Genomic DNA, 26,459 nt, shown 5'->3' with positions numbered 1-26,459 from the left:
TCTGATGGAAACCCTTACCTTTCGCCACCCCCGGCTGGTTGCCCTCATCATTTTGGTGCTTGTATCTGCAGGCCTGTCTTCGTTCCTATCACTTGGGCGGCAGGAAGACCCTACGATCACCAACCTCTTCGCAACTGTAACGACACAGTTCCCGGGTGCAGACCCAGAACGGGTTGAAGCGCTGGTTACAGCAGAAATCGAAGAAGAGATGCGGAAAATCGCCGAGGTGGATGAGATCAGTTCAGTCTCCCGCTCGGGTGTGTCGGTCGTTTCGGTAGAATTGCTGGAAACGCTAGACGAAGCCACCATTGAGCAGGTTTGGGCCGAGGCTCGGGATGCCGTCGAAGATGCGCGCCAGAATTTTCCCATAGGAGTTTTGCCACCGGAATTCGATGCCGAGGGCATTTCTGCCTATTCTGCGGTCATTGCAGTTGCGGCCGAGGATCCAGACTTCCCGTTAACTTTGCTGTCGCGTCATGCCGAAGCATTGGGTGACAGATTGCGTGCGATACCTGATACACGCGCAGTGGACTATTTCGGTCAGCCAGAAGAAGAGGTGCTCGTAAGCGTCGATATGGACAAGGCCGCTGCGCTTGGGCTTGGCGTAGCCGAGATTTCCCAACGGATCGCCGAAGCAGACGGAAAGGTTCAGTCTGGGCGTTTGCAGTCCGATGTCGACCTGACAATAGGCATCAGCGGAGAAATTGAGACTTTGGACCGCACTCGAAGCATCGTCCTGCGAGAAAACGCAGACGGTGCCGTGGTGCAGCTCGGAGATATTGCCAGCGTAGACCGGGGCGCGCGAAAACCGCAGTCCTCAATCGCGTTTGCCAACGGAAAGCCCTCCGTTTTGGTCGGGATTCTGGCGCAGGACGGCGTACAGATCGACCGTTGGACAGGCTTCCTTCGGAATGAGCTTGATGCCGGCGCCGCGTCGGTACCTTTGGGCATGCAGGAAATACTGCTATTTGATCAAAGCCAGTACACGACGGATCGTTTGTCAGAGGTTGGGGTCAACATGGCCATTGGCGTGGCTCTGGTCGTGGCAGTTTTGTTTGTTACGTTGGGGGTTCGGGCGGCCGCGATTGTGGCTTTGGTATTGCCGGTCGTCTCATTGGCAACTCTGGCGACGATGAACATGATTGGATTGCCAATCCATCAGATGTCCGTGACGGGTCTGATTGTTGCCCTCGGTCTGCTCGTTGACGCAGCTATCGTGATGACCGATGAAATTCGACGTCGTCTCCAGGATGGGATGGAGCGACTTGCAGCCGTGCGAGATGCTGTTCGCCGGTTGGCCGCACCACTGCTGGCATCGACCGTGACAACGGCGCTTGCCTTCACGCCGATGATCTTGCTGCCGGGACCCGCAGGCGACTTTGTAGGTGCCATTGCTATCGCAGTGGTACTTATGCTTGTCTGGTCCCTGGTTGTGGCGTTGACGGTCACACCGGCGATTGCTGGCTGGTTACTGTCCGATCGCTCAGACGCAGGAATGCTGAGCCGTGGTATCGTCATCCCGCCGCTTTCCCGCTTGTTTGAGGCCTCAATCCGATTGTCTGTTTCTAATCCCGTGCGATCCATCGCGTTGGCATTGGTCTTGCCTGTGCTTGGCTTTGCGGCCTTTCCAACGCTGACGGCACAATTCTTCCCGGGTGTCGACCGAAACCAGTTCTATATCGAGGTCGACATGCCGGGTGGAACATCTATTGCCACCACTGAAGCAACAGCGCGCCAGATTGACGAAATGCTTCTGGCGGATGACGGCGTCAAGAGTGTCTACTGGACAGTTGGAGAGTCCGGCCCGGCATTCTACTACAACATCGTTGGCAACCGTTCACGCGAGCCCGGTTTTGCACAAGCCATGATCACGACCGACACGGCTGACGACGCGGCTCGCCTTGTCGGAGCGTTGCAGCGTCGTCTGGATACCGACTTTCCTGACGCGCAGATCATCGTTCGCAGTCTTGTTCAGGGCCCTCCGGTCGCCGCACCGGTTGAAGTCAAAATTCAGGGCCAAGACATCACGGTATTGCGCAATCTGGGCGACGAGGTGCGTTCAGTCATGGCCAATCTCGATTTGGTGACTCAGGCACGCGCCAGTGTGAACGGCGGCAACCCTCAAGTCCGGTTCGAGATTGATGAAGTCAAAGCCCGTCTGCTGGGGCTGGACGTGGCGGATATAGCTGGCCAGCTGGACACGGCGCTGGTTGGCATTACCGGTGGATCGCTGATCGAAGGAACCGAGCAGTTACCAGTCCGCGTTCGCTTAGGTGACGAGGTGCGTTCAGATCTAAGCACGATTGTCAGTATGCCTATCCTACTGCCAAATGCAGCTGCGATATCTGCGACTGGAGCCTTCCCAGCGGTACCGCTGTCGGAATTGGCCAAGCCCGTGATTGAACCGGCAGAAAGCGTAATAACTCGAACGGATGGCGTGCGCGAAAACACCATACAGGCGTTTATCGTACCTGGTGTTTTACCCGAAGAGGCTTTGCAGGACATACTAGAAGCGCTTGATGCGTCCGGGTTTGTGTTGCCGCAAGGCTATTCGATGTCCTTAGGCGGCGACAGTGATGCCCGATCCAACACCGTGGGCAATCTGCTTGCCTCTGTTGGTTTGATTGTCACACTCTCCTTCGCGACCATCGTTCTGACCTTTAACTCGTTCCGACTAACACTGGTGACCTTGGTCGTGTGCGTGTTGTCTGCAGGCCTTTCAATGCTGTCGCTGGCGGTTATGCAATTCCCGTTCGGTATAACAGCAATCATCGGGGTCATCGGCTCAATCGGGGTTTCGATCAACGCGGCGATAATCATTCTGACCGGGTTGCAACAAGACGTTGACGCAAACCAAGGCGACCGTGCGGCCATGGCGCGTGTAGTGACTGGATCAAGTCGGCACATCATCTCGACAACGGTCACTACCTTCGGCGGGTTCCTACCCCTGATCATGGGTGGAGGCGCATTTTGGCCGCCATTCGCCGTTGCAATCGCCGGAGGCGTTTTGTTGTCGACTGTCGTATCCTTCTATTTCACCCCACCCCTGTTCGCGTTGGTGTATCGTGGCAAGCTCAACAAACCGCTTGAGGCAAACAACCAACATTCCCAGCCTCGAGAAGCAATTGTCGCACTTGTGGCAGAATGAGGATTGAGACTACTTCTCCTTGCGAGTTGGTATGTTTCGAAGCCGTCGTTGTTCGAAGCACGGTTCAAGTTCTGTTATGGGCCGCACACGGACTTAGCAACGTCTGGTTTCTGCGCATTACCACCATTCGCCACTGGTGCAGGATCTGACGCTCTTGGGCTCCAAGTAGACCTTAACTGCACCGGGCATGAATGACTGCTCTGCGGATTAAGCGGCCGCTAATCCCACTGAAGCGCATTGCAGGCTAGTCTCCGTTAAGATTTAGGCGACCCGCATTAAGCCAATCCGACAGGTCTGTTCTTTCGCTGGGGTCAGGTGGGCCCGCAGGAGTTGGAGGGTCAACAGGCAATGGACTGTCTGATCCGACGATCTCTCTAACACTTACGGCATCTTCCGAAACATTCCAAACAAGCATGTCCTGAGCCAAAGTGAGCGGGCCGTCATACGTCTTTCGGATTGCTGCAATTGTGTCCGGAGCAATATCGAAATCGGTAAATGTATGGTAGGCAATCGCATGCCGCGGCTCAATCATCGCGAATAGTTTTCCGCACGCGTCTGGTGGCGTGTGAACCACCGTTGCCACCAATCGGGCGCGTTCAGGGTCGTAGTTTTTGATATCAATGAATTGTTGGATCGTTAAGTAGCATTCGTGAATGACAAGATCCGCTTCTTTAGCGTTTTCCACGAACCACTTGTTTGGGTTGGTGTCACCTGAGTAGACGAATTTAAGTCCTTTCCACTCCAAGCTGTAGGACACTTGTCTTTGACCCATGGAGATGAATTCCACACACGTACCTAGTTCTTCACTTTTTTAATATCACTTGCGATCTGGTCAAAAACCGTAGGAAAGCGTTCGCCAACGCGCACTGTATCGCTGAATGGGTCCTTTGTATCGAAACGACCATTCTCCGCCTGTAGTTTGGATACTTTTCCTCCGACAATGTGTTCCGCGGCGTCTATTCTCCCGTCGAAGTTTGCATCGTAAAGCCACACCGTTTTGCCTTGTTCGATCATGCCGTTGCCATCTTGATCGACATTATTCACGACCAGAGTATCAAACTTCCCGTCATTGTTACGGTCGATAAGGTGGCGATGCCAGAACGACATCTTTGCACCTTCGGCGATCGTCACCCCTCCATAGAACACCAGCCAATCTAGCGTTCCATCTCCCGCGAGATCCCAGAAAGCACCGAATTCTTGCGTATCTTGATTGCCCTTACCCTTAAGATAGGCATAGGAGTCTGCCACTCCGTCGCGGTCGCGGTCTTCTAAAAGAAGATACGGAAAGCCTCTGAAAGTACGCGTGTTGACCGAAGCTGCGAAGGGATTGGCCCGTTTATCCCAAAGACGATTAAACTCCTTGTCTAACTTTTTGTAAATTTGCCACCGGCGTTTGTCGGAATAGGGTCCAATCTTGGAAGCCACGCGTGATTTTTTGTTTTCGGAAACAAATATAAGATTTGACCGGTATTCAGCAGACAAAGCGTCTTTCGAAAATAGAAGAGAAGCGAGCGTCAGAATGAAAACAAGTGAAATAAATGGCACCAGCTTTTGGAGCCGGTCGGTCACTGCACTGAAATCGGGTAATGTCGCTGTATTTGACTTAGCGTTGGGTCCTGTAAAGTGCATGATCTCTTCCCCCCCCTATAGAACCTCGAGCCTGCCATGGACCGTATGATCAAGCGTTGATTTACATCAACTCAAACAGTTCGTAATCTCGGGATTGGACTGCTAGTCCGCACATGAAGCAGATAGATGTTGATGTCATTGAACCGCTGGCGGCTTATCCTCAAGTTGAAAGTCGGCCGACAATCGAAAAGTATGGATATCAACGGAATGCTAGAACAATGAGAACAACGATTTCAGTGCTAGTTGCCACACTTTTTCCAACTGTCGGCAACGCAGCCGATGACTATACAGTGTGTAATGCTGTTGGAGACGCGATAGGTGTGTTTTATCTGGGTGCTGATAGGGCGAGCTATCAAATTGGAAAAGACATAAATGAACGTCTGATAAAAAGAGATTATCAGTGCGAAAACAACTCGATTGTCGGTTACGCTTGCTATGAAGACGAAACCTCAATGGGACCTCAATATTTCAGCATACTATCCAGAATAAGCGACACGCAGATTGCCGTTGCTTACGGTAACAATAAGAAGCGTATCGGGTACATAGAAGTGTATGACGTGTCCTGCGACTGAAAACTGAGTAATTGAACTGGATCAGGGGTCGGGCGCCGTTTTCAGGAAACACTGTTTGCATGAAATGCTATTATTCTTGGCAACCGGTATTGGCATGACAGGAACCGGCTCGCATTCTAGTCATTCATAGCCCCAACCATCCTCAGAGGCACGCGCTTCCATTTCGGGGCAGTGGATAACCCATCCTCAATACTCGTCCTCTTGAGCAAATACAAACAACCGCTTTGGGCTCAGGGCAGTCATATAAGCCTATTAGTCAGATGACGGCTTAGGAACGGATTGCGGTCATTGTTGGTGGTCATTCCGAGAAATTTCGCCTGAAGGTCTGCATTGAACTACAGCGGACATTCGCTGAAATCTTCTGAACGGCAGAGTTGCGGACAACGCCGCCTTCCTATGGATTTTCTTGCATCGCCGCAAACGGCCCTCACCGGACATTCGATACGCTCAGAACCCTCTCAAAAAAGCGGACATTGGAATTCGCCATTCTATGGGAAAAATGTATTGGAGCGCTTCAGCTTCCCTTTTCAAAAATAACCGCGCCTATGCCCGATCAGCTTTTACGCGGTCGCAGCCTTGCTGGGCAGATCTTGGCGATTTTCAGGAGCTCAGCGGCGTCCGGCCAACTGGAACTTGAGCCGGATCGGTTGATCCAGACCTTCGGTCTGATAGGCCGGAGTAATATCGAGCCGCGCGACATAGTCGACTTCGCCGCCAGTGACCGAGATGCGTGCAAATCCTAACGGTCTGATTGCCCTGACAGCCTCGGCAGAGTTAAGCGGATCGGCCAGCACATAGAGGTCGAGCCACTCTTGCGACATCTTTTCCACGTCTTCCGGCGATAGCCCCGAACCGATCTGATCGCGCGCCATACATTTGAGGTACTGCGCAAAGCGCAGCGCGGGCATCAGGAAAGACAGACGCGAACGCACGGTCTCAGCCGTATCGGCGGACCCTAGCGGAACTTGGTAGAGACTTTGAGCGCTCAGAGTCGCGACCATGTCGGTGTTTTTGCGGCTTATGAAAGCAATGATGCCTTCGCGCGATAGCGCAACCTCCTGCCGGTCTGTCACAGAGATCGGTAGGCCGGAGCGCTTGAACCTGTCGGCACTGGAAAAATCCATCGTCGGAAGATTGGAAATCAGGCCACCGGACGTGGCGCCTTGAAACTGCACCGGCCAGCCATTCTGCTTGAAACTGACGGCGATGCGGCTGGCTAGAAGGTAAGCAGCGCTCATCCAAGGCAAGTCAGTTTCAGCGTGATCCACAGGTTCGTCATAAACGATCGTCGCTATCGGGTTCGTGTCCGCGCCATAGGGTTGGCGGGCCAGCGCGTCGGGCATCGTCAACGCAAGGTACGCCGCGCGTGGCGTTTGCCGAAGGAAATGCCAGGCGGCGTATTCGGGGCCGGAGAACATGGTCCGGATATCGCCTTGCCATTCCAGGTCACGCCAGCTCTCTATCCCGAAAAGGCGGCGACTGGCTGACGCGATAAAGGGCGTGAGCGCGGTTTCGCAGATCTTGGAGAGCGTCCTCAGGGTGCTCACGTCCTGTTCTGAATGGTCAAAGGTGAAGTCTCCGATGATGACGCCGAATGGCTCTCCACCCAGCAGACCATAGACCTGCTCGTCAAGGTGGCGAGCCAATACGGAATGCCGCCCGCCCTCTCCGTCTAGATTGGCCATATCGTGCATCAGTTCTGCTTTGGTGATGTCTAGCACACGGATCTTCAAATTGGCTCCGGTCTCGACGTTGTCGACAAGATAATGGAGCCCGCGCCAGGTCCGCTCTACCCGTCGAAATTCGGGGTGGTGTAGGATCTCAGTCACAGGGCCCGAGAGGGTTTGATCCAGATCTGCGATCATCGTTTGGATGCGTGCGATTATACCGTCACCGTGACTATACGGCTGCGGATCATCGGCATAGGACGTAATCACAGTGGCGAGTGCAGCGTTCACGTTTTTCAGGTCACCGCCATCGAAGCGGGGGAGCAGCTCAAAAGGGTCCTCGCCGATAGCGGTGCTGCGCTTATCCTCTAGCGCATCGTCGTGGATCCTGTCGCGCTCGGCGAGCAGAACTCGGGCGGGCTCGACATAGGATCCGGAATATACCACAGATTCAATATGATCGGTCAGCGCGCTACCCGGCCGCAGATGCAAAAGCATGTTCTGGAGGATGTTACGAAGATCGAACGCCACCAGAAGCGGCGCGATCTGGAGGATAAAACTATCCGGCTTGAAGTCATCGAGGGTGCGGAACCAAAGCGTGTGGCGTATCTCGGCGTCCTCTGCGCTTTCCGGAGCGAGTTCTGGTGGCAAGCGAAATTGTACGGTGATCTGAGGGCATACCTGCTGCATCCACTGGCCGAAATTGTCCCTGTCGATTTCGCGCATCTGGCGTTCTTCCAGCAGCGCGGCATCTTCGCCGCGCATGAGATTGGCCAGTACGCCGACCACAAAAGGCAGTTCGACCTGCTTGTCGCTGTCGTAAGGGTCCGGATAGCTGATCGACACACGCGGAGAGCGATTGCGCGAGATGAATTTCGTGCCTTTGGGCGGAACCCGGCGCGGCTGGCGGCGGATACGATGGCGGCTTTCAATCTCGGCCGCACCAATCGCCAGCCGCGCGCCAACCCAGTCGAAACGTTCTTCAATCGGCAAATGATCGACAAACGCCGCGCGGATGTCCACAGGCTCGTGAGAATACGAGCCGCCCTTGACCGGCGCCTTGTGCGGTATGTCAGGGTCGGGCTGGCACCACTCCGCAACGTTTCCAAGCATATCATGCAAGCCCCAGTCATTTGCGCGTTTCCGGGCAACGGATTGCGGTGCATCCACGCGGGCCAACTGGCGGCCCGGCGCATCCAGTTCCGCCTGTGTCGGCCTGTACCAGGCAATCTCCGAAAGCGTCTTGTCGAACGCGTCCCCCAAAGACGGATCGCCGGCATAAGTTCGCGCGTGATGCACGCCGGCGCGGCACGCATATTCCCACTCCAGCGGAGTTGGCAGACGCAGGTCACCCGCGTGCGGGCGAATGCGGTCGATGAGATCTTTCACGTCCGCAAGACTGATGCGCGCGGCGGCCCGATCAGACCTGTCCGAAAGCCGTTGCAGCGGATCGGTCAGCGGTGCTTTGGAAACCGGAGCAGAAGCGCTTTCGGACGCCGAATTTGACCCGAGCGGCAACTCAAATGCGGAATACAATTTAGAGGAGGTCAACGGCTTGTCCATGAGCCAGAAGCCGGTGGCGAATTTGATGACCTCACGGGTGCCGGAGGTGAGCTCGAGAGGTTCATCATCGCTCGGCCCGACAAATCCGAGGCCAGGCGGGATCCAGCGAAACCAGAGCGTCGCGCCCTGCGCGTCAAGCCCGGCGCGGATGCCGAAGCGATCGCGATCTATGCGGTCCGCCCAGATAGGGCGATGTTCCGCCCACGGCTCAATGACCATACGGGCCCGCGAAGATTGAAGGATGAACGGCCCCTTTGGTGGCTCAATACGGATAAACTCGCCGATCTTGTCGAGGGTCACGACCTCAAGCCGTGTCTGTGTCTGAGGATGCAACAGCTCAACCTCGCCGCTGCGCAGGGTCAAATGACCAAGTTGCGTCCCTGACGGCATCGCAGAGGATATATTCAGCTGGCCCTTAGGGTCTTGCGCCACAACGGCCTGCCAATCCTCCGCGTGCGGTTGGCGTTCAATGATTACCGGCGGACGGAAATTCGGATCCTTGCGCAGCACCGCATCCATGGCGGCGGCGGCGTGCGGATCTTTCCAGATGCCGTCATTGATCTTTCGATGTCGATCGCCCACCCGTGACAACCACGCTTCCTGCTCAGCCGAGACCACCTCCTGCGCCACCGCGCCGTGCATGTTTGCAAAGAAATCTTTCGCCTCTTGCAGGTCTGCAGGATCAACAAACCTAGGATCGGTCCGGATCGCTTCGGGGAGACCAAGCAGTTCCTCAAACCAAATCTCGTCCGCGCCACCCTGGCGCCAGCTTCGGATCGAAGCGAGACCCATCTGCACGCAATGAGGGTCGGATTTTGCCAGCCGGGCCAGCGCAAGGCTCAGCACACTGCGGGCATCGACGGTGAAACTGGCCGCATCCGCAGAACGGGACTGCAGAGCAGGGTGCTGCCAGAAACGGAGTTCATCGGCAACGCTGGCTTCAGGGAAGAGCGTGCGGCGCAGAGTACGGAGCAGACCGGGTTCCAGCCGAACCGTGCAGGAGGCCACGGCGAGCAAGCTGTCGATGTCAAAACCCCGCGCTCCGTCTGGAACAGTCGCGACGGCGACGTGGTCAAGTCGAGGTTCCATCGAAACCAACTGCCAAGGTCCTGTCAGCGTCCGGTCGATCCTGTCGCCATCCTCGGGGATCAAGGCGCATGCGTGGCCGCCCTCAAATGTGATCGTGCGGGCAAGGTCGCGCCAAAACGTGACGTCGCCGCGCCCGCCCAAAAGCCCTAGATCGCCGATCCCCAGCAGGGGCCCGAGTTCGGCGCCGGGGCGCGGCGGGGCGGCGCGGCTGAGCGGGCGAAGTGCGCCCAGGGCCTCGTCAAAGAGCCAGAGCCGCAGCGTCAGATCCGGAAACGTTTGCGCAATCTGCTTTACGATGCGGCTCTGATCTTCCCAGATCGGCGTCAGGCGTGTGCTCCGGTCCACGATTATCTGAACCGCGCTCGCGCGTAGCACAGTTTCCTTGCGCGGTAAGGCGTCAAGCGGCTGCGCACGCGCAATTCGGTCCACCAGCCGCCCCAAATCAGGCCTGCCCAGAACTCGGTGCGTGTGCAAAAGCGCCTCTACAGTCTGCTGAACGCGCAGCTCTGACATCAGCGGAATCGGCTCGGCTGGCTGTTCGGGAGGGGTGCTCCAGACCACATTGCGCAATTCGGTTGGCGGAGCGACGTTTCGGGTCTCGGAGATTTCGCGCGTGGTGATACGGGAGCAGAAGACGCGATCCGCTAGCGGGTCGGTATCGTTGTCGCTATCGAGTGACTTTCCAGGGCCGTCATGGGCTGGACGCGGTTCCCCGTCAGTCGGTCGGCTGAGGTCGGCGAGTGGATCAGCATCGCGGTAATCATAGCCGTACCACTCCGCGCGCTTGCGATCGGCGCCGCGCAGGTCGAGCCCTGCTCGAACCAGATCGGCACGGCCCACAACGGGCGGCAGAATGCGGCGCCCCTGTTCCATCAACGATGCGATTTGCGCAGGAAAAATTGTGAAATCTCGCTCGTCCGTTTCTGGATCGCATCGGGGTCCTGGGGCCCATGCGAAAAAAGCGCGCGCAACAAATCAAGGTATTCCGCCAGTCCCGGCAGCGGCAATAGTCGCTCGCGCCGCGCCAGTTCCCGATCGGCACTGACGGTTTCAGCAACGTGTTCAAGCACACCGCTCAGAGCGGGATCGGGGTAATAGGCACGCGCAAAACCCAAAAGCCACGCGGCAAATTCGTCGACCGGCGGGGCAATCATATGGTGCACGATGCAGCGCCGAATGAACGCCTTTGGCAATGGGCGTTCGTCATTCGAGGTAATCATAATCAGAGGCCAGAGGCCGACGCACACTGGCGCGTCGCGCCCCGGCACGCTGAAGCGGCCCGCGCCGAGTGCCTCAAGCAGTCCGTTGGGAACCGCGCTTTCGGCCTTGTCGATCTCGTCGATGAGCGCAACCACGCGGGCCGGCGCTGCTGGCGTCTGGCTTGCGGCCTGCTCCGGGCTCGACGGCTCGAATGCCGACCAAAGAACACCCGGCGAAACGAAGCGGTCGCGTTGTAATCGGGCGCGCACGTCCTCGACAGATTCGTCTCGGCTGGCGGCAGCAAGCTGCGCCTCTGCCAGTCGCGACACGGCATCCTCGGTCCAAAGCAGATCGCCCGGTTCGGTCAGGGCATCAACGGTCTTTGACACGAAATGCCAGCCCTGCGATTTCGCCACCGCCTCGGCCAGCTGCGATTTGCCGATCCCGGGTTCGCCTAAAAGCAGAAGCGGACGCTGTGCACCAAGCGCGGCTTCGACCGCCTGAATATCAAGGCGGGAAAAGACGTGTTTGCGCAGCGGGTCGTCTGCGAGATGGATGTGTTGGCCATCGGTCAGCGGGTGATCGAACATGGCTTACTCCTTGGTCAAGAGCGGCAATAGTCGGCGAAAGCGACGGTTTTCCTCGCGGGTTTTGTCGAGGTTGATAATCACGGCACCGATTTTGCCATATTCTTGGCGTATCGCGCGTAGCCGATGTTGCAGCGCCAGCCGTTCGGCCTGCCGGTCTGGGCCGGGATCAGGCTGGGCAAAATAATAGGTCGGCTCTTCTGGGTTTAGCGCGGCGCGCTCCTCAAGCTCATCGATCAGCAGTTCGCGCCGGCGCTGCTGTTGCCGGACAGTGTCCATCGGCGAATTGTGTAGGCGCCCCACATTGCCTTCGATAAATGCATCGACCTCTAGCAGATCATAGCCGATGCGCGCTTCGAGATCGCGCGACTGCGCAACGGCTGCAGGGTCGCTGCCGGTTTCTGGAAGTTCGGGCAGAGCGTGCGTGCCATAGGGGTATTCGGTGGCTTCGAGCGACGGAGTGCAAAGCCGGGGCGCTCGGTTTTCCACTGCCGCCATGAGGAATTCCGCCCCGGTCGGATTTCCGGTCACGCAATGCACGAAATCACAGGTTTCCGAGAAAACGAACTGCCCGAGCTCTGCGGCATTGGGCGGGCGATACTGCGCAGCAGAGTAACTGAGCCCTATGCGCTTCATCGTTGCAGGTTCGACCGCCCAGGGTCCGTATTGCAGCGCAACAAGAAGACTGAGCCCCTCTCTCACCGGGCGCGCCATCAACGCGCGGGCCAGCGCCTCATTGTCGCTGTTTTCGGATATTCCCAGCGAGCGCGCCAGCTCGGTTTTGGAGAGCGGCTGCACGGCGGCCAGAGCGACGACAAGGTCATCAACATGTGGATTTCCCGGCTGATCTCCATGCGGCAGTCCAAGCAGATGGCAGAACTCGCGATTTCGGCGGCAATCGGCGATCGCTACGGCACGCAATATCCGCGCCTCTGCGTTGGGGCGACGCTCCAGCAGAATGCCGACAAGGTAATTGTCGACGTAAATCCCCGCGCCTGAAGCCCCGGACCAGCCGTCAACCGTGTCTGCTTCGACCATGCCAACCCTGGCATCAACCTGGAAAAATGCGCTGTCGCCCTCGCGGCTGTGGGTGTCACCAGAGAGCCGGATCGGGCGCGGCGCTCCATGTTCCCAGGTTGCGTGCGGGAACCCTTCAGAGAGCCATGTCCGCTGGTTCGCGGGCGCTTCAGGCGACAGTGTTGCCCAGGCGATAGAGGGGGGATGCGCGACTTGCACCAACGCAAGGTCTAGTTCGGGCGCGCTCCAGATCACGCCACGGGCGGCTTCGGCGTCGCCATCGGGCGCGGCGCATGCATCCTCGAACCCATTGCCTGCGCGAAGCGGCACTGTTTCGGGCAATTCGTCTTGGGCGTACCAAAATCGCACCCGCACGGGCCGGTCCGGCCTGACACCATCGGGGACGACAACGTGGCGAGCCGTGAGCAGCAGCCCGCGTGCCACGGGCACACCGGTGCCCACCGAAAAGCGGCCGTTCTCTAGTTCGGCCGCCAGTGCAACCGTAAGCTTTTCAAAAGGTTCCGCCACGATGCGTCTAGAAATCTCCGCTTTGTTCTGTGCTGATCCGCACGCTGCCGCCAGAACGGGCGTCGGTGACCTTAAGGCTGAGCGTCACGGTATGGGCAATGTCGCGACCCTGCGACATCCCGGCATCGCCGCCAGCGCCCGCACCGAAGCCAAAAACCGAGAATTTTACGGATGCCGCCCCGGAAGCCTCGCGGCTGCGGGTGAAACTGCCACGGATCTGCACCTGCGCCTCTGTGATTTCAAAGGAAATATCGTCATCGCGCGCAGGCTCCTGCGCGTCTCTGATCTGTGTGCGCAATTCCTCCATTGCGTCGCGGATCGTAATCGGAGTCATCACTCACCTCTCCAAATGCGTGCATCCAGCATAGAGCAGTGACTTCTTGATTGTCGATTGTGATCTCCACGAGGGTGGAACACGATGCCCCCCGGGGTGTCAGTACGTTTGGCCATCTGCGTCGCCCTTCATTGACCGAAACACGCATAGGGCCGGTTTGGTGCTGCAAATCGCGAGGCAATGCCTCTGTTGCCGGAAACGTGTTCAAGGACGCCAGCACCTGCGTCACCGTGGCTGTGTTGCCTGAAACCTAAACCCTGTTGGCACATCAAGCACCGCTTCACGTCTACTTTGAGTTTCGGCACCCCAATCTTTCAACACCGAACCAACCCGCTCTTTCGGTGGCGCATTGGCCACCACACCGGCCGCTTGCTCAGTTTCTGAACGAATACAGGTTGCAACAAATCGGACCTGCCGAAACAGGCCCGCATCCAGATCAAGAATTTTTCTGCAATCCAATGCGCTACACAGGCGCACCTCGCAGGTCGACTGCGTCGATGGCATCCGCACCCCTTTGCCGCATTGTCAATGACTGCCCACTTCGCAGGATACGTTCACATCCGCTGCGTCGCGAGCCCGGAGCGCATCCCGATCAACCGGAAACCGTCAATCCATCACAGCAACTCATGCACCGGGTTAGGTGCGCGTTCCGCGGGCTCTGAATTCTGCATCAATATTCGACAGTTATGACAACGCTGTCGGAATAACTGCCCGCCAGTAGGGTCTGACCGCCAAAGACGCGTCCGAACACGGCGAACCCCTGATCGGTTCCGTTGCCCGTCGACGATACATCATTCGACGCGATATTGACCCAGGGCAGCGAGCGCCCCGCATCGCGGTGAAGCCCATATGTCAGCTGGTCTGACCCGCTTGTCATCCGGCGATCCGTCGGACCGCTTGCTCCTGCGCCCATCCCGTGATCGAGCCTCAGCGACTAGGATGTGCTGTCGGTGCAGCGCATGTAGATTGTCGAGGCCGCATCCACATTCCCGGTCGTGCCCGGTGCGATGGTTCCAAAATCCAGCGACGCGGCATCGACCTCGCACGAGGCAGTGACCGTCGCGCTCACGCTGAAATCCGGGATGGCCACCACCGTGCCCGTTTCCGAACATGAGGTCACATCCTGTTCGATGGTGCCATTCCGGCAAAGCCGGTCGTATAACTTCCGGTGCCGACGCTAACACTTGACGAGGTGATGTCGGCGAACACGCTGACGCTCAGCTGGCCGCTGCTGACATCCACCGGGACCGTCACGAATTCCTCGATCCATGTGCCGCTTGACGATCCGTTGCCGTTCGGGCGCAGTTCATAAGCCAACAGCGCCGCATCCGCGCTGCATATAACGCGTAGATAACCCGCCCGCGGCGCCGCCACTGCCGGCGCCGAAACGGATACGTTTCATGCTACGCTCTAAGGATCCGAGACCAAAACATTTATTGACAGAGTCCTGCCTTAGGTTGAGGTGCCCCTAGTTTCCTAGACACCTGCCTCACTTCAAGCGGATGTCTGCTATAGCATAACATCAAAAACTACTCGCACGTGCAGCGAATGACGGCTTCCCGCCCATCTCGGCCGATGGAGCGCGAAAATCCAATTTCTACTTTGGGCTCCGAGCGGTCATGCGATGAGTTCAGTTGAACAGCCGCTTTGCGGACTAAGCTGCCGCTCGCAGCAACTGCGAAAAACAGCATGCCAAAAAGTAGCTGTGCGCTACCGGGAAACGTCAGCTGCACAAAGTTTTTTTGGTTTCATTTTTTGCTAGTAAGTTCCGTCGCCGCTTTCTTCCAATGGCACTTCGTATCCTGCTAGTCTTAAGCCCTCCATTATTCTTTCAATCAACTCATCGGGCATGCCTCTCGCGCGGTAAGGCGCACGCGGATCCTTGTGGAAATTGGGAAACTTTGTCTTCAGCTTCGCCACAGTCTCTTCGGCCCTTTTTTTGTCCCCGTTGAGCGCATAACAAGCAGCAAGACTGGCCAAAGTGTGGTGAGACGTGGCCCCCTTGGAAAGAGCTACGTTTATAGCTTCCTCGTAGTCGCCTTTGCTGATCGCATAGAGATGTTCGGCATTTCTGAAGCCGGGGTGTAATTTCGGGTTGAGCGCCCTTGCCCGTGCAATCCATTCGATGCCGTTTTCGAAGTCGCCCGAATAGGCCAGGAATATCCCCAGATCAGCCAGAATCCATGAGTCATTCGGGTTTAATTCGACGGCTTTCTGGGCGTATTTGTGGAACACGTCCATGCTTTCTCCCAGCAGGCGGCTTCGCACCGCCAATGAATAGTAGGCGTCCGGGTTGTCACGATCCGCAGCGATTGCATTTCTGGCGGCTTCCTCGCTGAGCTGCGCCCAGTTTGGATCGACATCGTAGGAGTTTTTATAGGAATCTAGATAGTTGTAGGCCAACCGTGACCAAGCCAGGGAAAACCCCGGTTCCTCCCTAACCGTGCGCAGAAGGCAGTCCCGCGCCCTGCGGTGTTCAGGCAACGCAAATGTTTGATAGAACCAGTGCGCCGTCATGTAGCACTCGTAGGCGTCAAGGGTTTCCGGCGCTTTTTCTCTGATCAACTGGAGCATCTCCGTTTTGAACAAAGGCGCATCGCTTGATCCAACCAACGAGGCGATCTGCCGCGCGATCTCAAGCTGCACATCCAGAACGCTCGCAAGGTTAAGGTCGCGTTCAAACGGCCCCGGCGCTTGAAGCTGCAAGCAGGTCCGAGCATCGATGAAGGTGGTCGTCACCCGTATTTTCTCGTTCGACCGCTGCACAGTTCCACCGAGGATGTAATCGGCACCGGCTTCATCTCTGATTTTTCTGCAATTGGCATTATCCCCAAATGCAACGCCCGTTTCAGGTGCCAGCACGAACAAGTTCGAAAACTTCGCAAGCAAAGCGTTGATGTCGCGGGTGAGACCATTACTGAAGTATTCATCCGCCGGGTCGCCACTCACGTTTTCAAAAGGTAGGATCAAAATGCGCGGTCCGGTCGGCAGGGCTTGTTCCTGGTGTGAGGGATATAACTGGTACACAGCCAACGCGAGAACCACGGCAGCCATCGCCACCAGCGAGCCGACTTGACGCGCCCCCCAGCGCGACATTGGTTTCACAGATTTTTCGGCGGGCCAGGTCCAGATTTCGACGCTTTTCGTGATATTCTTCAGACTATGCACACCGGAATACCCGAACGTGGCATCCACCTTGCCCAAGACCTGATCTGCAACCGGTTTGGACATGATGATCCCATCCGGCGGCGCAAGCGCCTCAAGCCGCGCTGCAATATTGACACCATCACCCAGGAGGTTTCCGTCCTGATCCATCACATCGCCCAGATGCACACCGAAACGGAACCTCATCTGTCCGGCTTCCGGTTTTCCGGTATTACGCGCCTTCACTGCTTCCTGTGAACTCAACGCGGCCCGCACCGCTTCCACAGGGCTTGCGAATTCAGCAATCACGCTATCACCGGCACTGCCAAAAATGCGCCCCTCGTGGCTCTCGATCTGGGCATCAATCAATGCTCGGCAGGCTGTCAGTTCTGCCAACGCGGCTTCTTCATCCTCGCCCATCAACCGGGAATATGCCACAGCATCCGCGACGAGGATAGTGGTCAATCGGCGATCCATCGTTGCCTCCCGGTGAACCGATAGTACACAACGCGCGCGCAGTTTTGTAGCGTGCAAATTAATGCGCTGTTTTCCTTTGCCAGCGAAACATCCGGTTTTGGCTATCCGGAAAAGGCCTCGGGAGACACTCTGTAAGGTCTGCTTTGGGCTCGGTGCGGTCGTTCGCCGAAATGTCGCGAGTGACTGCTTCGCGGACAAAACGGCCTTTCGCAACAACACTCTTAAGGTACAAGCAGGCCGAGGTAACTCCGTTCTTTCCAGTATGAAAGTGACGCGCAATGTGACTCAAAGATCGGTTCAATGGATGCAGCTGAACGAACTAAAACTTCAAGATTTTTGCGCGACAATATAGCGGCTCTGGAGCATTGAGGCTTGATCAGAAGTATAAAGCACGTCGAAGCCTGCGGACGCGATTTTCCTTTCAAGCACTGATCCAGACACAAAATGCACAAACGGGGCTTTCCCAAGAGCCTGCATGATTGGGATGGCGATCCGACTGATCATCGCATACTTGAAACTACCGCTCTCAGGTGCGCAGACGGTTTTGGATATGAAAAGCCCACCGGGTTTTGTAAGCGCGGAAATGTGCTCGAGCGCTTGGTCCAAATCGGGCAGAAGATGAAGCAAATTATGCGCCAAGATCGCATCGTAAGAACCTTCATCTAAACCGTGCTCAAGAACTTCAGCCACCTTGAAAGTGACGTTCTCCAATCCTTCTTTAGCACGCTTCTCATCGGCAATCTTGATCATGCCAGGAGCGAGATCCGTGGCAGTGACATGGGCGACATGCGGTGCAAGCAGCAGCGCGGTTGAACCCGTCCCGCACCCGATTTCCAGTACGTTGTCCTCCGCTTTCAGGTACGACTTCGTGAGCTCGAGTGTTTTCAGATACCCTTCCATGTTGCGGATTGGGTCTGCCGCATACTTTTGCGAGATATTGCTCCAGAACGCGGCATCCTTGGACAAAGCAGTCATTTCATTACTCTCAAAAAAGGTTGTTGCCGTATCCTTTACTTCCAAACAATCATTTATGGAATTGCCACAATTTGCAGAAGTGCTATGCATAAATGCATGAACTGGAAGGCAATCAATTTCGACTGGAACCAGGTACGGTCCTTTCTTGCGACAGCCGAAGAAGGCTCGTTTTCCGCAGCGGCACGCGTTCTTGAGCAAACTCAACCCACTGTTGGCCGTCAAGTTGCTGCGCTGGAAACGTCCCTTGGCATCACTCTGTTTGAAAGAGTCGGCAAGTCGCTTAATTTGACGACCGCTGGCGCCGAGCTTTTGTTGCATGTCAGAGAAATGGCGGATGTGGCGAACAGGATTTCTCTTACTGCGACAAGCCAGTCGCAAGCTGTTGAAGGGCAAGTCAGGATTACTGCGTCCGATGTGATGTCTGCCTATCAGCTGCCACCTATACTGAAAAAGATCCGACTTGCGGCACCGCGACTAGAGATCGACATCGTTGCTGCAAATGACATACGAGACATACAGCGACGTGAGGCTGATATCGCCATCCGACATGTGCGTCCAACTCAGCCGGATCTGACAGCAAAGCTTGTCGCCGAGGCCACGGCCCATTTTTACGCAGCACCTTCGTACCTTGATCAGGTGGGACGGCCTAAAAATGAAAACGAACTTTCGAAATTGGACTTTGTTGGGTTTGGAGACATCGACACGATGATCGGTTTTCTCGATCCGGCAGGCATTAAAGTTACCAAAAAAAGCTTCAGGATTGGCTCACAAAGCGGGATTGTATCCTGGGAACTGGTGCGCCAAGGTTTCGGCATAAGTGTAATGTCGGATGATGTGGCCGCCATAACACCAGGTATGGAGCGCGTGCTGCCCGACCGCGAGTCATTCAAGTTCCCGATTTGGCTGGCGACGCACTCCGAGTTACATACCGCACGAAGGATCAGGTTGGTGTTTGATCAACTGGCTGACCAACTTAGCGCAGGGACCATCAGGTAATCCGGGAGTTCGTACTATGTCACAGGTTATTCCAACGCTTCACTTGCAATGCGGCAAAGTCGTTTCTGGGAAATCAACTTTGGCAGCGGAACTTGCGGAAAGAGACGCGGCCGTGCTCATTTCAGAAGATGAATGGCTTAGCACCCTGTTTGGCGACCAGATGAAGTCCCTTCAGGACTATGTGAATTGCGCTTTAAAACTGCGATTGGTCATGGGGCAAAGGTCTGGGATGCGGACGAAGCGGTCATTGGCTTGAAGTCTTTTTAAACAACAGCGTCGTCCTTGCGGTCGGTTTGGTGCCAGTGTTCGGGACTCGTTAAATGTCTGGATTTTGAAAGCGCCCTTCCCATAGGCTGCTAACCAAAATGGATGAGCGATGGGAGGATGAAATGCTCGATACGACACTGACGGATCAGACACAGGCGTTTCTCGACGCGTTCGGCGAGGCACTCGATAAAGGAGATGTTGAAGCTGCCACCGAGATGTTTCAGGATGACTGCTACTGGCGCGATCTAGTGACCTTCACTTGGAACATCAAAACAGTCGAAGGAAAAGGTCAGGTAGCCGATATGTTGCGGCACCAATTGGCGACGATCAAGCCAAAAGGATGGAAGGTCGCAGACGGCGAGGTTCCGACTGAAGACGGTGGCATCACGACAGCATGGATCGAATTTGAAACTGAGGTTGCGCGCGGTTACGGTTTAATCCGTCTGAAGGATGGGTTGATCTGGACGCTGCTGACCACGATGGTCGAACTAAAAGGATACGAAGAACCTAAGGGCTTTCAGCGTCCTCTAGGAGCTAAACATGGAGCTGGGAAACACCGCACGACCTGGAAAGAAGAGCGGGAACAAGAAGAGGCGGAACTCGGATACAAGACGCAACCGTACTGCCTGATCATTGGCGGCGGACAGGGCGGTATTGCTTTGGGTGCACGTCTTCGCCAGCTCGGCGTGCCTACTATCATTGTGGAGCGCAACGAACGCCCCGGAGACAGCTGGCGCAAACGCTACAAATCCCTCTGCCTACATGACCCGGTCTGGTACGACCATCTGCCTTACATCAAATTCCCAGAGAATTGGCCGGTCTTCTCACCCAAGGATAAAATCGGTGATTGGCTTGAAATGTACACCAAGGTGATGGAGCTCAACTACTGGACACACGCGACCGCCAAGTCCGCCAGCTATGACGAGACAACCAAGGAATGGACGGTCGTTGTAGACCGCAACGGCGAGGAAGTAACGCTGAAACCCAAACAGCTTGTCATGGCAACGGGTATGTCAGGCAAGGCCAACATGCCGAGCTTTCCCGGAATGAATAAGTTCAAAGGCGATCAGCACCACTCATCGCAGCATCCAGGCCCAGACAAGTACAAAGGTAAAAAGGCAGTTATCGTTGGATCAAACAATTCCGCGCATGATATCGCCGCAGCCCTTTGGGAGAATGACGTCGACGTCACCATGGTTCAGCGCTCCTCGACGCATATTGTGCGGTCCGATACTTTGATGGAAATCGGGCTCGGGGATCTATATTCCGAACGGGCCGTCGAAGCCGGCATGACGACCGAAAAGGCAGACCTTATCTTCGCTTCGCTGCCTTATGCGATCCTACATGAGTTCCAGATTCCAGCCTACGCCGCGATGAAGGAACAAGACAAGGAGTTCTATGACGGGCTTGAGAAAGCAGGGTTTTGGCTTGATTGGGGCGACGACGATTCCGGTTTGTTCATGAAATATCTGCGCCGTGGATCAGGCTACTATATCGACATCGGCGCCAGCCAGCTCATCATTGATGGAGAGATCAAGATAAAGCGTGGTCAGGTTGTTGAGGTCGACGAAACCGGCGTAATCTTGGATGATGGAACACATCTCGACGCAGATGTCATTGTCTATGCAACTGGCTACAATTCGATGAATGGGTGGATTGCAGATCTGGCTGGTCAAGAAATGGCTGACAAAGTCGGGAAAGTATGGGGTTTGGGATCGGATACGACGAAGGACCCTGGCCCTTGGGAGGGGGAACAGCGCAACATGTGGAAACCTACGCAGCAAGAAGCTCTATGGTTTCACGGCGGGAATCTGCATCAGTCGCGCCACTATTCGCAGTTTCTATCGCTGCAGATAAAAGCTCGAATGGAAGGTATCGAAACGCCTGTTTATGGTCTTCAAGACGTACACCATTTGTCTTAAACGTCGTCGGGCCGGAGCTTTTCCGGCCCCACTTTCCCAAAAGACTACACCCTAAAAAGAACTATCCCTTCAGCAAATCAAAATCAGAAGCGTTCGCAAGATAGACTGCGCGGCTTGTAGTCGAAACTCAGGACTATATTTATTTCTAATGTTCCACCAGATGAGTGACGGCTTTGGGCTCAGAGCAGCCGTTTGCTGGGCTCTGTTTGAGTGACCGCTACGCGGACAAAGCCGCCATTGGCCAGAGGGCCGCGCATCTGGTTCGAATGCGTGACCGATCTGCGGGCATTTCGGACGCGGAGAGTGATGGAACGGTCGTGAATGCACGATGTCCACTCTACGGCTTTGACAACTCAAATATTGTTGGACATCGAGGACCAGGTCGAAAATGATCTGAGGTATGGAACGTCGCCTCGCAGCAATCCTGGCCGCAGACATTGTTGGATACAGCAGCCTCATGTCAGCCCACGAAGAAGGCACGTTGGCTCGACTACAGTCGGCGCGCAAAAGTGTCTTTGATCCGATAATCAAGGCACACCATGGCCGCATATTCAAAACCACAGGAGACGGCCTGCTTGCCGAATTTCCCAGCGCGGTTGATGCTGTGCGTGCGGCGGTTCTGGTACAAAGCAAGTTTGCGTTTCTAAACAGTGAATTGCCCGACGCTGAACGCCTGCTTTGGCGCATGGGTGTCAATGTTGGTGATGTAATTTTCGAGGGCGCAGACGTTTACGGTGACGGTGTAAACATAGCGGCGAGGCTGGAAGAGAATGCGAATCCTGGGGGCTTCTGGATTTCCCGCGCCGTGTTCGAGCACGTCAAAGGCAAGGTCGATCAGGTCTTTGACGAAGTGGGGTTTCGCAAATTTAAGAATATCGACAGTTCAGTACAGGTCTATCGGGCTCGCTTGGAACAACGCGAATCGGGCCTTGCGACTGGCGGCCTATTTGATTTTCCCGACGGCCAGAAAAAGCAGGTAACCGCCGCGGGTGAATGCCTCTGTGGGGCAATCCGCTTCGAATTGGATCAGCCACCGATCAATTCAGGCTTCTGCCACTGCAAGTTTTGCCAGAAATTCACTGGTGCGCCCGTTGCGGTTTGGACCGCCTTTACTTTCGGTGCCCTGCGATATGTACGGGGAGCGCCGAAATCGATTATGGCGTCTCCGATAGCGAGAAGGGAGTTCTGCGGCGACTGCGGCACTGCCCTGACATACAGGCTGATCAAGCCCGAACCATCCGAGATTTTTGTTGTGTTTACGGCTGCATTTGACAACCCGGCTGATTTCACACCATCAGTTCACGCTGGTATCGAAAGCCAGATGCCATGGATGAATGTTCTTGATGAATTACCGCGCTCGCTCTGCGAGGCCTCGCGGACACTTCAAGCTGCGTGGACAGCCGCTGGCGTCGACAATCCGTCGCTGTGGAAGCGGTCGTCAAAGGGCTGAGCTTACACCTATCGTTGGCTTGGGGTCGGGGTGGTTAAGATTACACGGAACTTGGTCTATGACTGTCGGCTCTGGGCTCGATGCGCACATTCAGTTAATAACGCCCAATGTCTGCAATGCGGACAAAGCAGACGGTTTGAGTGAAAGTACGCTCCAATTGTCCAGATCGCGACAAGTCTTTCCTAAGTTTGGAAGTTTGAGGAGTGGTGTCCCAAATGGTCTAAAAACACCAAACATTCCCGCAAAGGTTAACAATGCGTGTTGTTGTATCGTGAATGTGCACTCATCTTGCCATTTGGGCCGTACAATCTCTGAAAAACACGATATCCTTATGCGATTAGGGCCACGAGTGCTAATTTTTAACCGTTGTTTTTGTGCGAGTTGAATATGGTAAACCTGAGTAAATGGAAGCTATTCCAAACAGAAAGTAATCTCTCCCAATATGTTTCAGTTGGGAAAAGCTCTCAAACACCTGTACGAGCTTTCTTTGAAATAGCTGGACCAGTTTTCGTTCTTTTAGTTTTGATTGCCTACGCCCTTTATAGTGCTTCTGCAGCAAACTATGCATCGGCCCTTATCTGAAGCCAGTTAGCTTCGTCTGAAATGCGAGGGCTCTAGGCGTTTGAAGAGGTTCCAGCGTCAACGGCTGCTTTGACTAGGGCAGACGTGGGCGGAAAACATGGCAATGTCTGCAATGCGGACGAAGCGGACATGACTCGTGCTACATGGAACTGCCCCTAAGAGCCACTCTTACTGAGGTACTCTGCCGCTTCTAAAGCGAGCGGCATCCAGTGCCTATTTTGGGATACAGGAACCATTACCCAGCTTCTGGGCGGATTTTTCCTTCCTTTAGGATTCCAAGTCTCCGCTCCGTCAATCGAATATGCCTGCCTCAATTGGTCTTCCCCAAGTTTAAACGACATGTCCAACTCCGAGAATGTTGCAAACATCTTCCGGTCTAGCATTAGTTGACGTCGCCCCCAGCGTGAGGAGACGGAAAAATTCGAATACTCTCGCTCTATTCGCTCGATGATCAACTCAAGGCTTGCTTCGGCACTATCGGTCATTGAGTCCCCCGTTCATGGTCGCCTGACTCACGATGAAATGCATAAGTGGGCGTATGTGGGGTTACAACACCGCCGCCTATACAAATCCGCAACAAACGATCAACAAACCTAGATACCCAGGCGGTTGCTTTGGGCTCGGTGTAGACGCTCGCCAAATCGCGGCGAATGTCTGTTTTGCGGACAATGCTGCCGTTCTAGGGTTCAAAAACAAACGGAGCTGAAATCTATGGGCAGGCATCTCCACTTGTAAGGATGCAAATAGGAATGCCTAGCAATATTGCGGCAGTAACTTTTGCCGCCTCACCCGCCGATATATCAGCATCTCTTTCTATCTCATAAGAATCTTTTTCTATCAGAGACTTGCAGGGTTCCGCATCGATTGGACTAGCAATAAATTTTTTGAACTTTCCGTGAAATTTGATTGTTGTAAGATAGCTCCTCCCATCCGCCAGAAGTTGATAATCCCCGACAAGAATTTGCTCAGCTACTTCCTGAGCAGGGTCCTTGACACATACCATTAATACATCTTCACCAGCGTTCGTTTTCGCGTCAAAAGTGTATAAATCACGTTCAGCTGAAGCTGAACATGCCGCTAGCGTTCCACACAAGATAAATGCGAGCGAACTGCGTAGCATAGGCCTCTTTCTCCCGGAAGCCATCATTATGCCAGGAGCTAAGGAGCGCATTGACATAAATCAGACATCTTAGAGCAGCGACTGCTCCATTGAACGCGCAAGAACGTAGTTATGCGTGTCTGCTTCGGGTTCAAAGCGGTCATCCGCATTGTTTGCTAGCATCCTGCGGTGGCGGGGGAGGATCGGGGCCAAGTTGGTTGTCGAAGACCCGTAGAGCCAATTTCGTTTCAAGCTCTCTCGCACCCTCATTCACATGAGATTGCTTTGGGCTGAGAAGATACATCTGACTTAAATGCGGACTTAGCCGCCTTGGGCATTTGGCTTCTGCGACACGCGGAAAAGGAAGAAAAACATGGATAGGATCGCGTGCTTTAGTAGCCCAAAAGGGGGTGAACCCTGAGTGCGCCACTCGACTTTGATCCACGTCAATCACATGCGAAATTCGGCATGTTAGCTAGAACTTACTTGGCTCGAGGTGTCCGTAGTAGCTGATCGCTCAATCAGAATACTGGTGGGTTGGCGGTTTCACGCGCCATCCATTCAGTATCAGAGCAGAGCGATTGATAGCCATTTCCAGAGTTTCTGTCCTCGGTCAAAAGGGAGGATTTGGAGAATGCTTAGAAGGCCGTTCAACTTAATACTTGTTGCGTCACTACTCTTTGGATGCCAAATGACTGAACCTGTTGTTTCGGCAGACTCCAGCACGTTCAGCGTCACGTCCGTTAAAGTCGCTCTGGCAGACCCGGTATCAATCGACAAGCGATTGGCTCGTTGGGATATCGGAGTTACAAGTGAGCGTTTCGCAGAGGACGTACGCCTGGCTACGAGCCAAGCCTTGAGGTCACCGCCGGAAGGCGGAGGTCGGCCGGTCGCTGTGAAGCTCACATTGATTGACCTGACATTAGACAGCACAATTCCTGGCCTTCTGCAAAGTCCGCTAATAACGCCTTACCCTTACAGCCGGATCGTCGCGGAGGTTCAGGTGCATGACGCACAGTCTGGTGAATTGTTGATCCGGCGGAATTTTCTTGGAGATGACAATCCCGGCGAGCACACCTTCGGTAGCACGGTGCGCTCCAGTTTCAGTGGAGGAAAATCTCTTCCTGAAGCTTATCAGGACGTGGTGAATGGTTTCGCCGACGATTTGGTTCGCCAGTTCAAAGTAGGGTTCGATAAGACGACCTGACGTGTTCCCAAATGCCTCTCCCTGAAAGAAGGTTTAGCCGAAGCACGGGCCTGGCTTCGAGACAAAGCGCGGGGCACAGAACGCTTTGGGTTGGTCGCCTCATCAGGCGGGTACCTATGCCGGATTAACGGCGGCTCTGGGCTCAATGCGGTCATCTGAGAGATTTTGTCAGATGTCCGGACTGCACGTCATAGAAGACGTTTCCCGATGTCGGTTTCAGAACGTTTCGCCCGCGACTGGTCGAACTGGAAGTCAATTGATCTGTTTTGGTCCGAGTGCCAATAAGCCGTGTGCATCCGTTGATTGGGCTTCTCTGACGGCTTTGTTTTTGTTCTCAGCCAATGTCAATTTGGCATTGTCTTCGTAAATATTCAGTCGAAGTGATGTCGCTAGAGATTGCAGCTGCTTAATCAACTGCAACTGGGCTTGAACCAAGGGATGAACTTTCACGCTTCCGGATTTAGTGACCGTGGTAAAACCTGACCGTGCAAGCAAAGCAGACACATCATCCAATTGGTGCACAATGCGTGCGTACTGAACACAAAGATTGATGATGTTGCGTTTGCCTCTGTAGCGGTAGGGAATTTGAAGTTGAACCCGAGCATACTCTTCGTACACAGGGCTAGAAAGCGGTCTCCCTGGTTCAAAAACAGTATTGGCGTTTGAACGTTCCTCTTGATCATCGCTAAAACCAAAGACATTACTCATCTAGTTTTACCCTTTCCTCAGTTGATTGAGTGGAAACTGATACGAGCACAGTTAGCGAGCTGAAGTGGTCGCTGCTCGAGACTATTTTCGGTTGTGATTTTTCGGTTTTCACTTTCAGGTCTGTGGAGGCACGGTCAGCAGGCTAGGTTGGGGTTTTTTGTCCCTCCCCCCTACCGAGGCATTTATCAAGCTGTGTGAGTTAGGTTTCCATTTGTTACGTTACCGTCCCACACCAAATAGTCGTGTCTTTGCCCCGTAAAATTGGGCCACTACTTTGGTCGAGAGGGGGGAACAAGGG

18 protein-coding genes and 1 pseudogene are annotated in these 26,459 nt (G+C 55.0%); 7 read left to right on the top strand and 12 right to left on the bottom strand.

Translation table 11 applies throughout. From position 1 onward, the window contains the following. Positions 1 to 4 precede the first annotated feature (4 nt). Positions 5 to 3,148: an efflux RND transporter permease subunit gene (locus tag GOV91_RS19985; protein WP_171236756.1), complete on the top strand. Its 3,144-nt coding sequence runs from the start codon at positions 5 to 7 to the stop codon at positions 3,146 to 3,148. Between the two features lie 244 nt (positions 3,149 to 3,392). Here GOV91_RS19985 and GOV91_RS19980 read toward each other — a convergent pair whose 3' ends face one another. Together GOV91_RS19980 and GOV91_RS19975 are read right to left on the bottom strand one after the other, a co-directional pair. Continuing rightward, positions 3,393 to 3,935, bottom strand: coding sequence for a hypothetical protein (locus tag GOV91_RS19980; RefSeq protein WP_171236755.1), 543 nt, complete (start codon positions 3,933 to 3,935; stop codon positions 3,393 to 3,395). An 8-nt stretch (positions 3,936 to 3,943) separates the two neighbouring features. Then, the gene (locus tag GOV91_RS19975; protein WP_171236754.1) at positions 3,944 to 4,777 is read right to left on the bottom strand and encodes a hypothetical protein; all 834 of its coding nucleotides are present in this window, start codon (positions 4,775 to 4,777) and stop codon (positions 3,944 to 3,946) included. 113 nt (positions 4,778 to 4,890) lie between these two features. On the opposite strand from GOV91_RS19975, the gene GOV91_RS19970 reads away from it, so the two are divergent. Beyond that, positions 4,891 to 5,349, top strand: coding sequence for a hypothetical protein (locus GOV91_RS19970; RefSeq protein ID WP_171236753.1), 459 nt, complete (start codon positions 4,891 to 4,893; stop codon positions 5,347 to 5,349). 608 nt (positions 5,350 to 5,957) lie between these two features. Here GOV91_RS19970 and tssC read toward each other — a convergent pair. From tssC to GOV91_RS19925, 8 genes and pseudogenes are all read right to left on the bottom strand, one after another. Continuing rightward, positions 5,958 to 10,541: a type VI secretion system contractile sheath large subunit gene (tssC, locus tag GOV91_RS19965; protein ID WP_171236752.1), complete on the bottom strand. Its 4,584-nt coding sequence runs from the start codon at positions 10,539 to 10,541 to the stop codon at positions 5,958 to 5,960. Then, a complete protein-coding gene (locus tag GOV91_RS19960) occupies positions 10,541 to 11,458 on the bottom strand; it encodes a MoxR family ATPase (protein WP_171236751.1) in 918 nt (305 codons plus the stop codon). Before GOV91_RS19960 ends, tssC begins: the two co-directional genes overlap by 1 nt. A gap of 3 nt (positions 11,459 to 11,461) precedes the next feature. Beyond that, positions 11,462 to 13,000 carry a serine protease gene (locus tag GOV91_RS19955; protein WP_171236750.1) on the bottom strand — a complete coding sequence of 513 codons (1,539 nt, stop codon included), beginning with the start codon at positions 12,998 to 13,000 and terminating at the stop codon, positions 11,462 to 11,464. Positions 13,001 to 13,007: 7 nt separating this feature from the next. Next, the gene (locus tag GOV91_RS19950; RefSeq protein ID WP_171236749.1) at positions 13,008 to 13,334 is read right to left on the bottom strand and encodes a trypco2 family protein; all 327 of its coding nucleotides are present in this window, start codon (positions 13,332 to 13,334) and stop codon (positions 13,008 to 13,010) included. A gap of 670 nt (positions 13,335 to 14,004) precedes the next feature. Then, positions 14,005 to 14,403, bottom strand: a pseudogene (locus GOV91_RS22775) (spore coat U domain-containing protein). A gap of 47 nt (positions 14,404 to 14,450) precedes the next feature. Continuing rightward, a complete protein-coding gene (locus GOV91_RS19935) occupies positions 14,451 to 14,651 on the bottom strand; it encodes a hypothetical protein (RefSeq protein ID WP_171236746.1) in 201 nt (66 codons plus the stop codon). 441 nt (positions 14,652 to 15,092) lie between these two features. Beyond that, on the bottom strand, positions 15,093 to 17,234 hold the full coding sequence (locus GOV91_RS19930; RefSeq protein WP_171236745.1) for an adenylate/guanylate cyclase domain-containing protein: 2,142 nt from the start codon (positions 17,232 to 17,234) through the stop codon (positions 15,093 to 15,095). Between the two features lie 48 nt (positions 17,235 to 17,282). After that, positions 17,283 to 17,930 (bottom strand): class I SAM-dependent methyltransferase, encoded by a 648-nt coding sequence (locus tag GOV91_RS19925; RefSeq protein ID WP_171236744.1) that lies wholly within the window; start codon positions 17,928 to 17,930, stop codon positions 17,283 to 17,285. 84 nt (positions 17,931 to 18,014) lie between these two features. On the opposite strand from GOV91_RS19925, the gene GOV91_RS19920 reads away from it, so the two are divergent. The 4 genes from GOV91_RS19920 (at position 18,015) to GOV91_RS19905 (ending at position 22,565) form a co-directional block, all read left to right on the top strand. After that, entirely contained in the window at positions 18,015 to 18,926 is a 912-nt protein-coding gene (locus tag GOV91_RS19920) for a LysR family transcriptional regulator (protein WP_371732347.1), read from the top strand. 16 nt (positions 18,927 to 18,942) lie between these two features. Continuing rightward, a complete protein-coding gene (locus GOV91_RS19915; protein WP_171236743.1) occupies positions 18,943 to 19,182 on the top strand; it encodes an AAA family ATPase in 240 nt (79 codons plus the stop codon). 133 nt (positions 19,183 to 19,315) lie between these two features. After that, on the top strand, positions 19,316 to 21,115 hold the full coding sequence (locus tag GOV91_RS19910; RefSeq protein WP_171236742.1) for an NAD(P)/FAD-dependent oxidoreductase: 1,800 nt from the start codon (positions 19,316 to 19,318) through the stop codon (positions 21,113 to 21,115). 400 nt (positions 21,116 to 21,515) lie between these two features. Continuing rightward, on the top strand, positions 21,516 to 22,565 hold the full coding sequence (locus GOV91_RS19905; RefSeq protein WP_171236741.1) for a GFA family protein: 1,050 nt from the start codon (positions 21,516 to 21,518) through the stop codon (positions 22,563 to 22,565). 1,291 nt (positions 22,566 to 23,856) lie between these two features. On the opposite strand, the gene GOV91_RS19900 is transcribed toward GOV91_RS19905, so the two are convergent. Beyond that, positions 23,857 to 24,267, bottom strand: coding sequence for a hypothetical protein (locus GOV91_RS19900; protein WP_171236740.1), 411 nt, complete (start codon positions 24,265 to 24,267; stop codon positions 23,857 to 23,859). Between the two features lie 670 nt (positions 24,268 to 24,937). Between GOV91_RS19900 and GOV91_RS19895 the strand changes: the two genes are divergently transcribed. Continuing rightward, positions 24,938 to 25,453 carry a hypothetical protein gene (locus tag GOV91_RS19895; protein WP_171236739.1) on the top strand — a complete coding sequence of 172 codons (516 nt, stop codon included), beginning with the start codon at positions 24,938 to 24,940 and terminating at the stop codon, positions 25,451 to 25,453. Positions 25,454 to 25,705: 252 nt separating this feature from the next. On the opposite strand, the gene GOV91_RS19890 is transcribed toward GOV91_RS19895, so the two are convergent. Continuing rightward, the gene (locus tag GOV91_RS19890) at positions 25,706 to 26,161 is read right to left on the bottom strand and encodes a P27 family phage terminase small subunit (RefSeq protein ID WP_171236738.1); all 456 of its coding nucleotides are present in this window, start codon (positions 26,159 to 26,161) and stop codon (positions 25,706 to 25,708) included. Positions 26,162 to 26,459 lie beyond the last annotated feature (298 nt).

This window comes from Ruegeria sp. HKCCA6837 (assembly GCF_013034475.1).
Classification (GTDB): domain Bacteria; phylum Pseudomonadota; class Alphaproteobacteria; order Rhodobacterales; family Rhodobacteraceae; genus Ruegeria.
This window is presented reverse-complemented; position numbering and strand designations above follow the sequence as displayed.

Coding starts and splice junctions, on each gene's coding strand:
- GOV91_RS19985 (WP_171236756.1), top strand. CDS start 5: ATGGAAACCCTTACCTTTCGCCACCCCCGGCTGGTTGCCCTCATCATT.
- GOV91_RS19975 (WP_171236754.1), bottom strand. CDS start 4,777: ATGCACTTTACAGGACCCAACGCTAAGTCAAATACAGCGACATTACCC.
- GOV91_RS19970 (WP_171236753.1), top strand. CDS start 4,891: ATGAAGCAGATAGATGTTGATGTCATTGAACCGCTGGCGGCTTATCCT.
- tssC (WP_171236752.1), bottom strand. CDS start 10,541: ATGGAACAGGGGCGCCGCATTCTGCCGCCCGTTGTGGGCCGTGCCGAT.
- GOV91_RS19960 (WP_171236751.1), bottom strand. CDS start 11,458: ATGTTCGATCACCCGCTGACCGATGGCCAACACATCCATCTCGCAGAC.
- GOV91_RS19950 (WP_171236749.1), bottom strand. CDS start 13,334: ATGACTCCGATTACGATCCGCGACGCAATGGAGGAATTGCGCACACAG.
- GOV91_RS19925 (WP_171236744.1), bottom strand. CDS start 17,930: ATGACTGCTTTGTCCAAGGATGCCGCGTTCTGGAGCAATATCTCGCAA.
- GOV91_RS19920 (WP_371732347.1), top strand. CDS start 18,015: ATGCATAAATGCATGAACTGGAAGGCAATCAATTTCGACTGGAACCAG.
- GOV91_RS19915 (WP_171236743.1), top strand. CDS start 18,943: ATGTCACAGGTTATTCCAACGCTTCACTTGCAATGCGGCAAAGTCGTT.
- GOV91_RS19910 (WP_171236742.1), top strand. CDS start 19,316: ATGCTCGATACGACACTGACGGATCAGACACAGGCGTTTCTCGACGCG.
- GOV91_RS19905 (WP_171236741.1), top strand. CDS start 21,516: ATGGAACGTCGCCTCGCAGCAATCCTGGCCGCAGACATTGTTGGATAC.
- GOV91_RS19900 (WP_171236740.1), bottom strand. CDS start 24,267: ATGCTACGCAGTTCGCTCGCATTTATCTTGTGTGGAACGCTAGCGGCA.
- GOV91_RS19895 (WP_171236739.1), top strand. CDS start 24,938: ATGACTGAACCTGTTGTTTCGGCAGACTCCAGCACGTTCAGCGTCACG.
- GOV91_RS19890 (WP_171236738.1), bottom strand. CDS start 26,161: ATGAGTAATGTCTTTGGTTTTAGCGATGATCAAGAGGAACGTTCAAAC.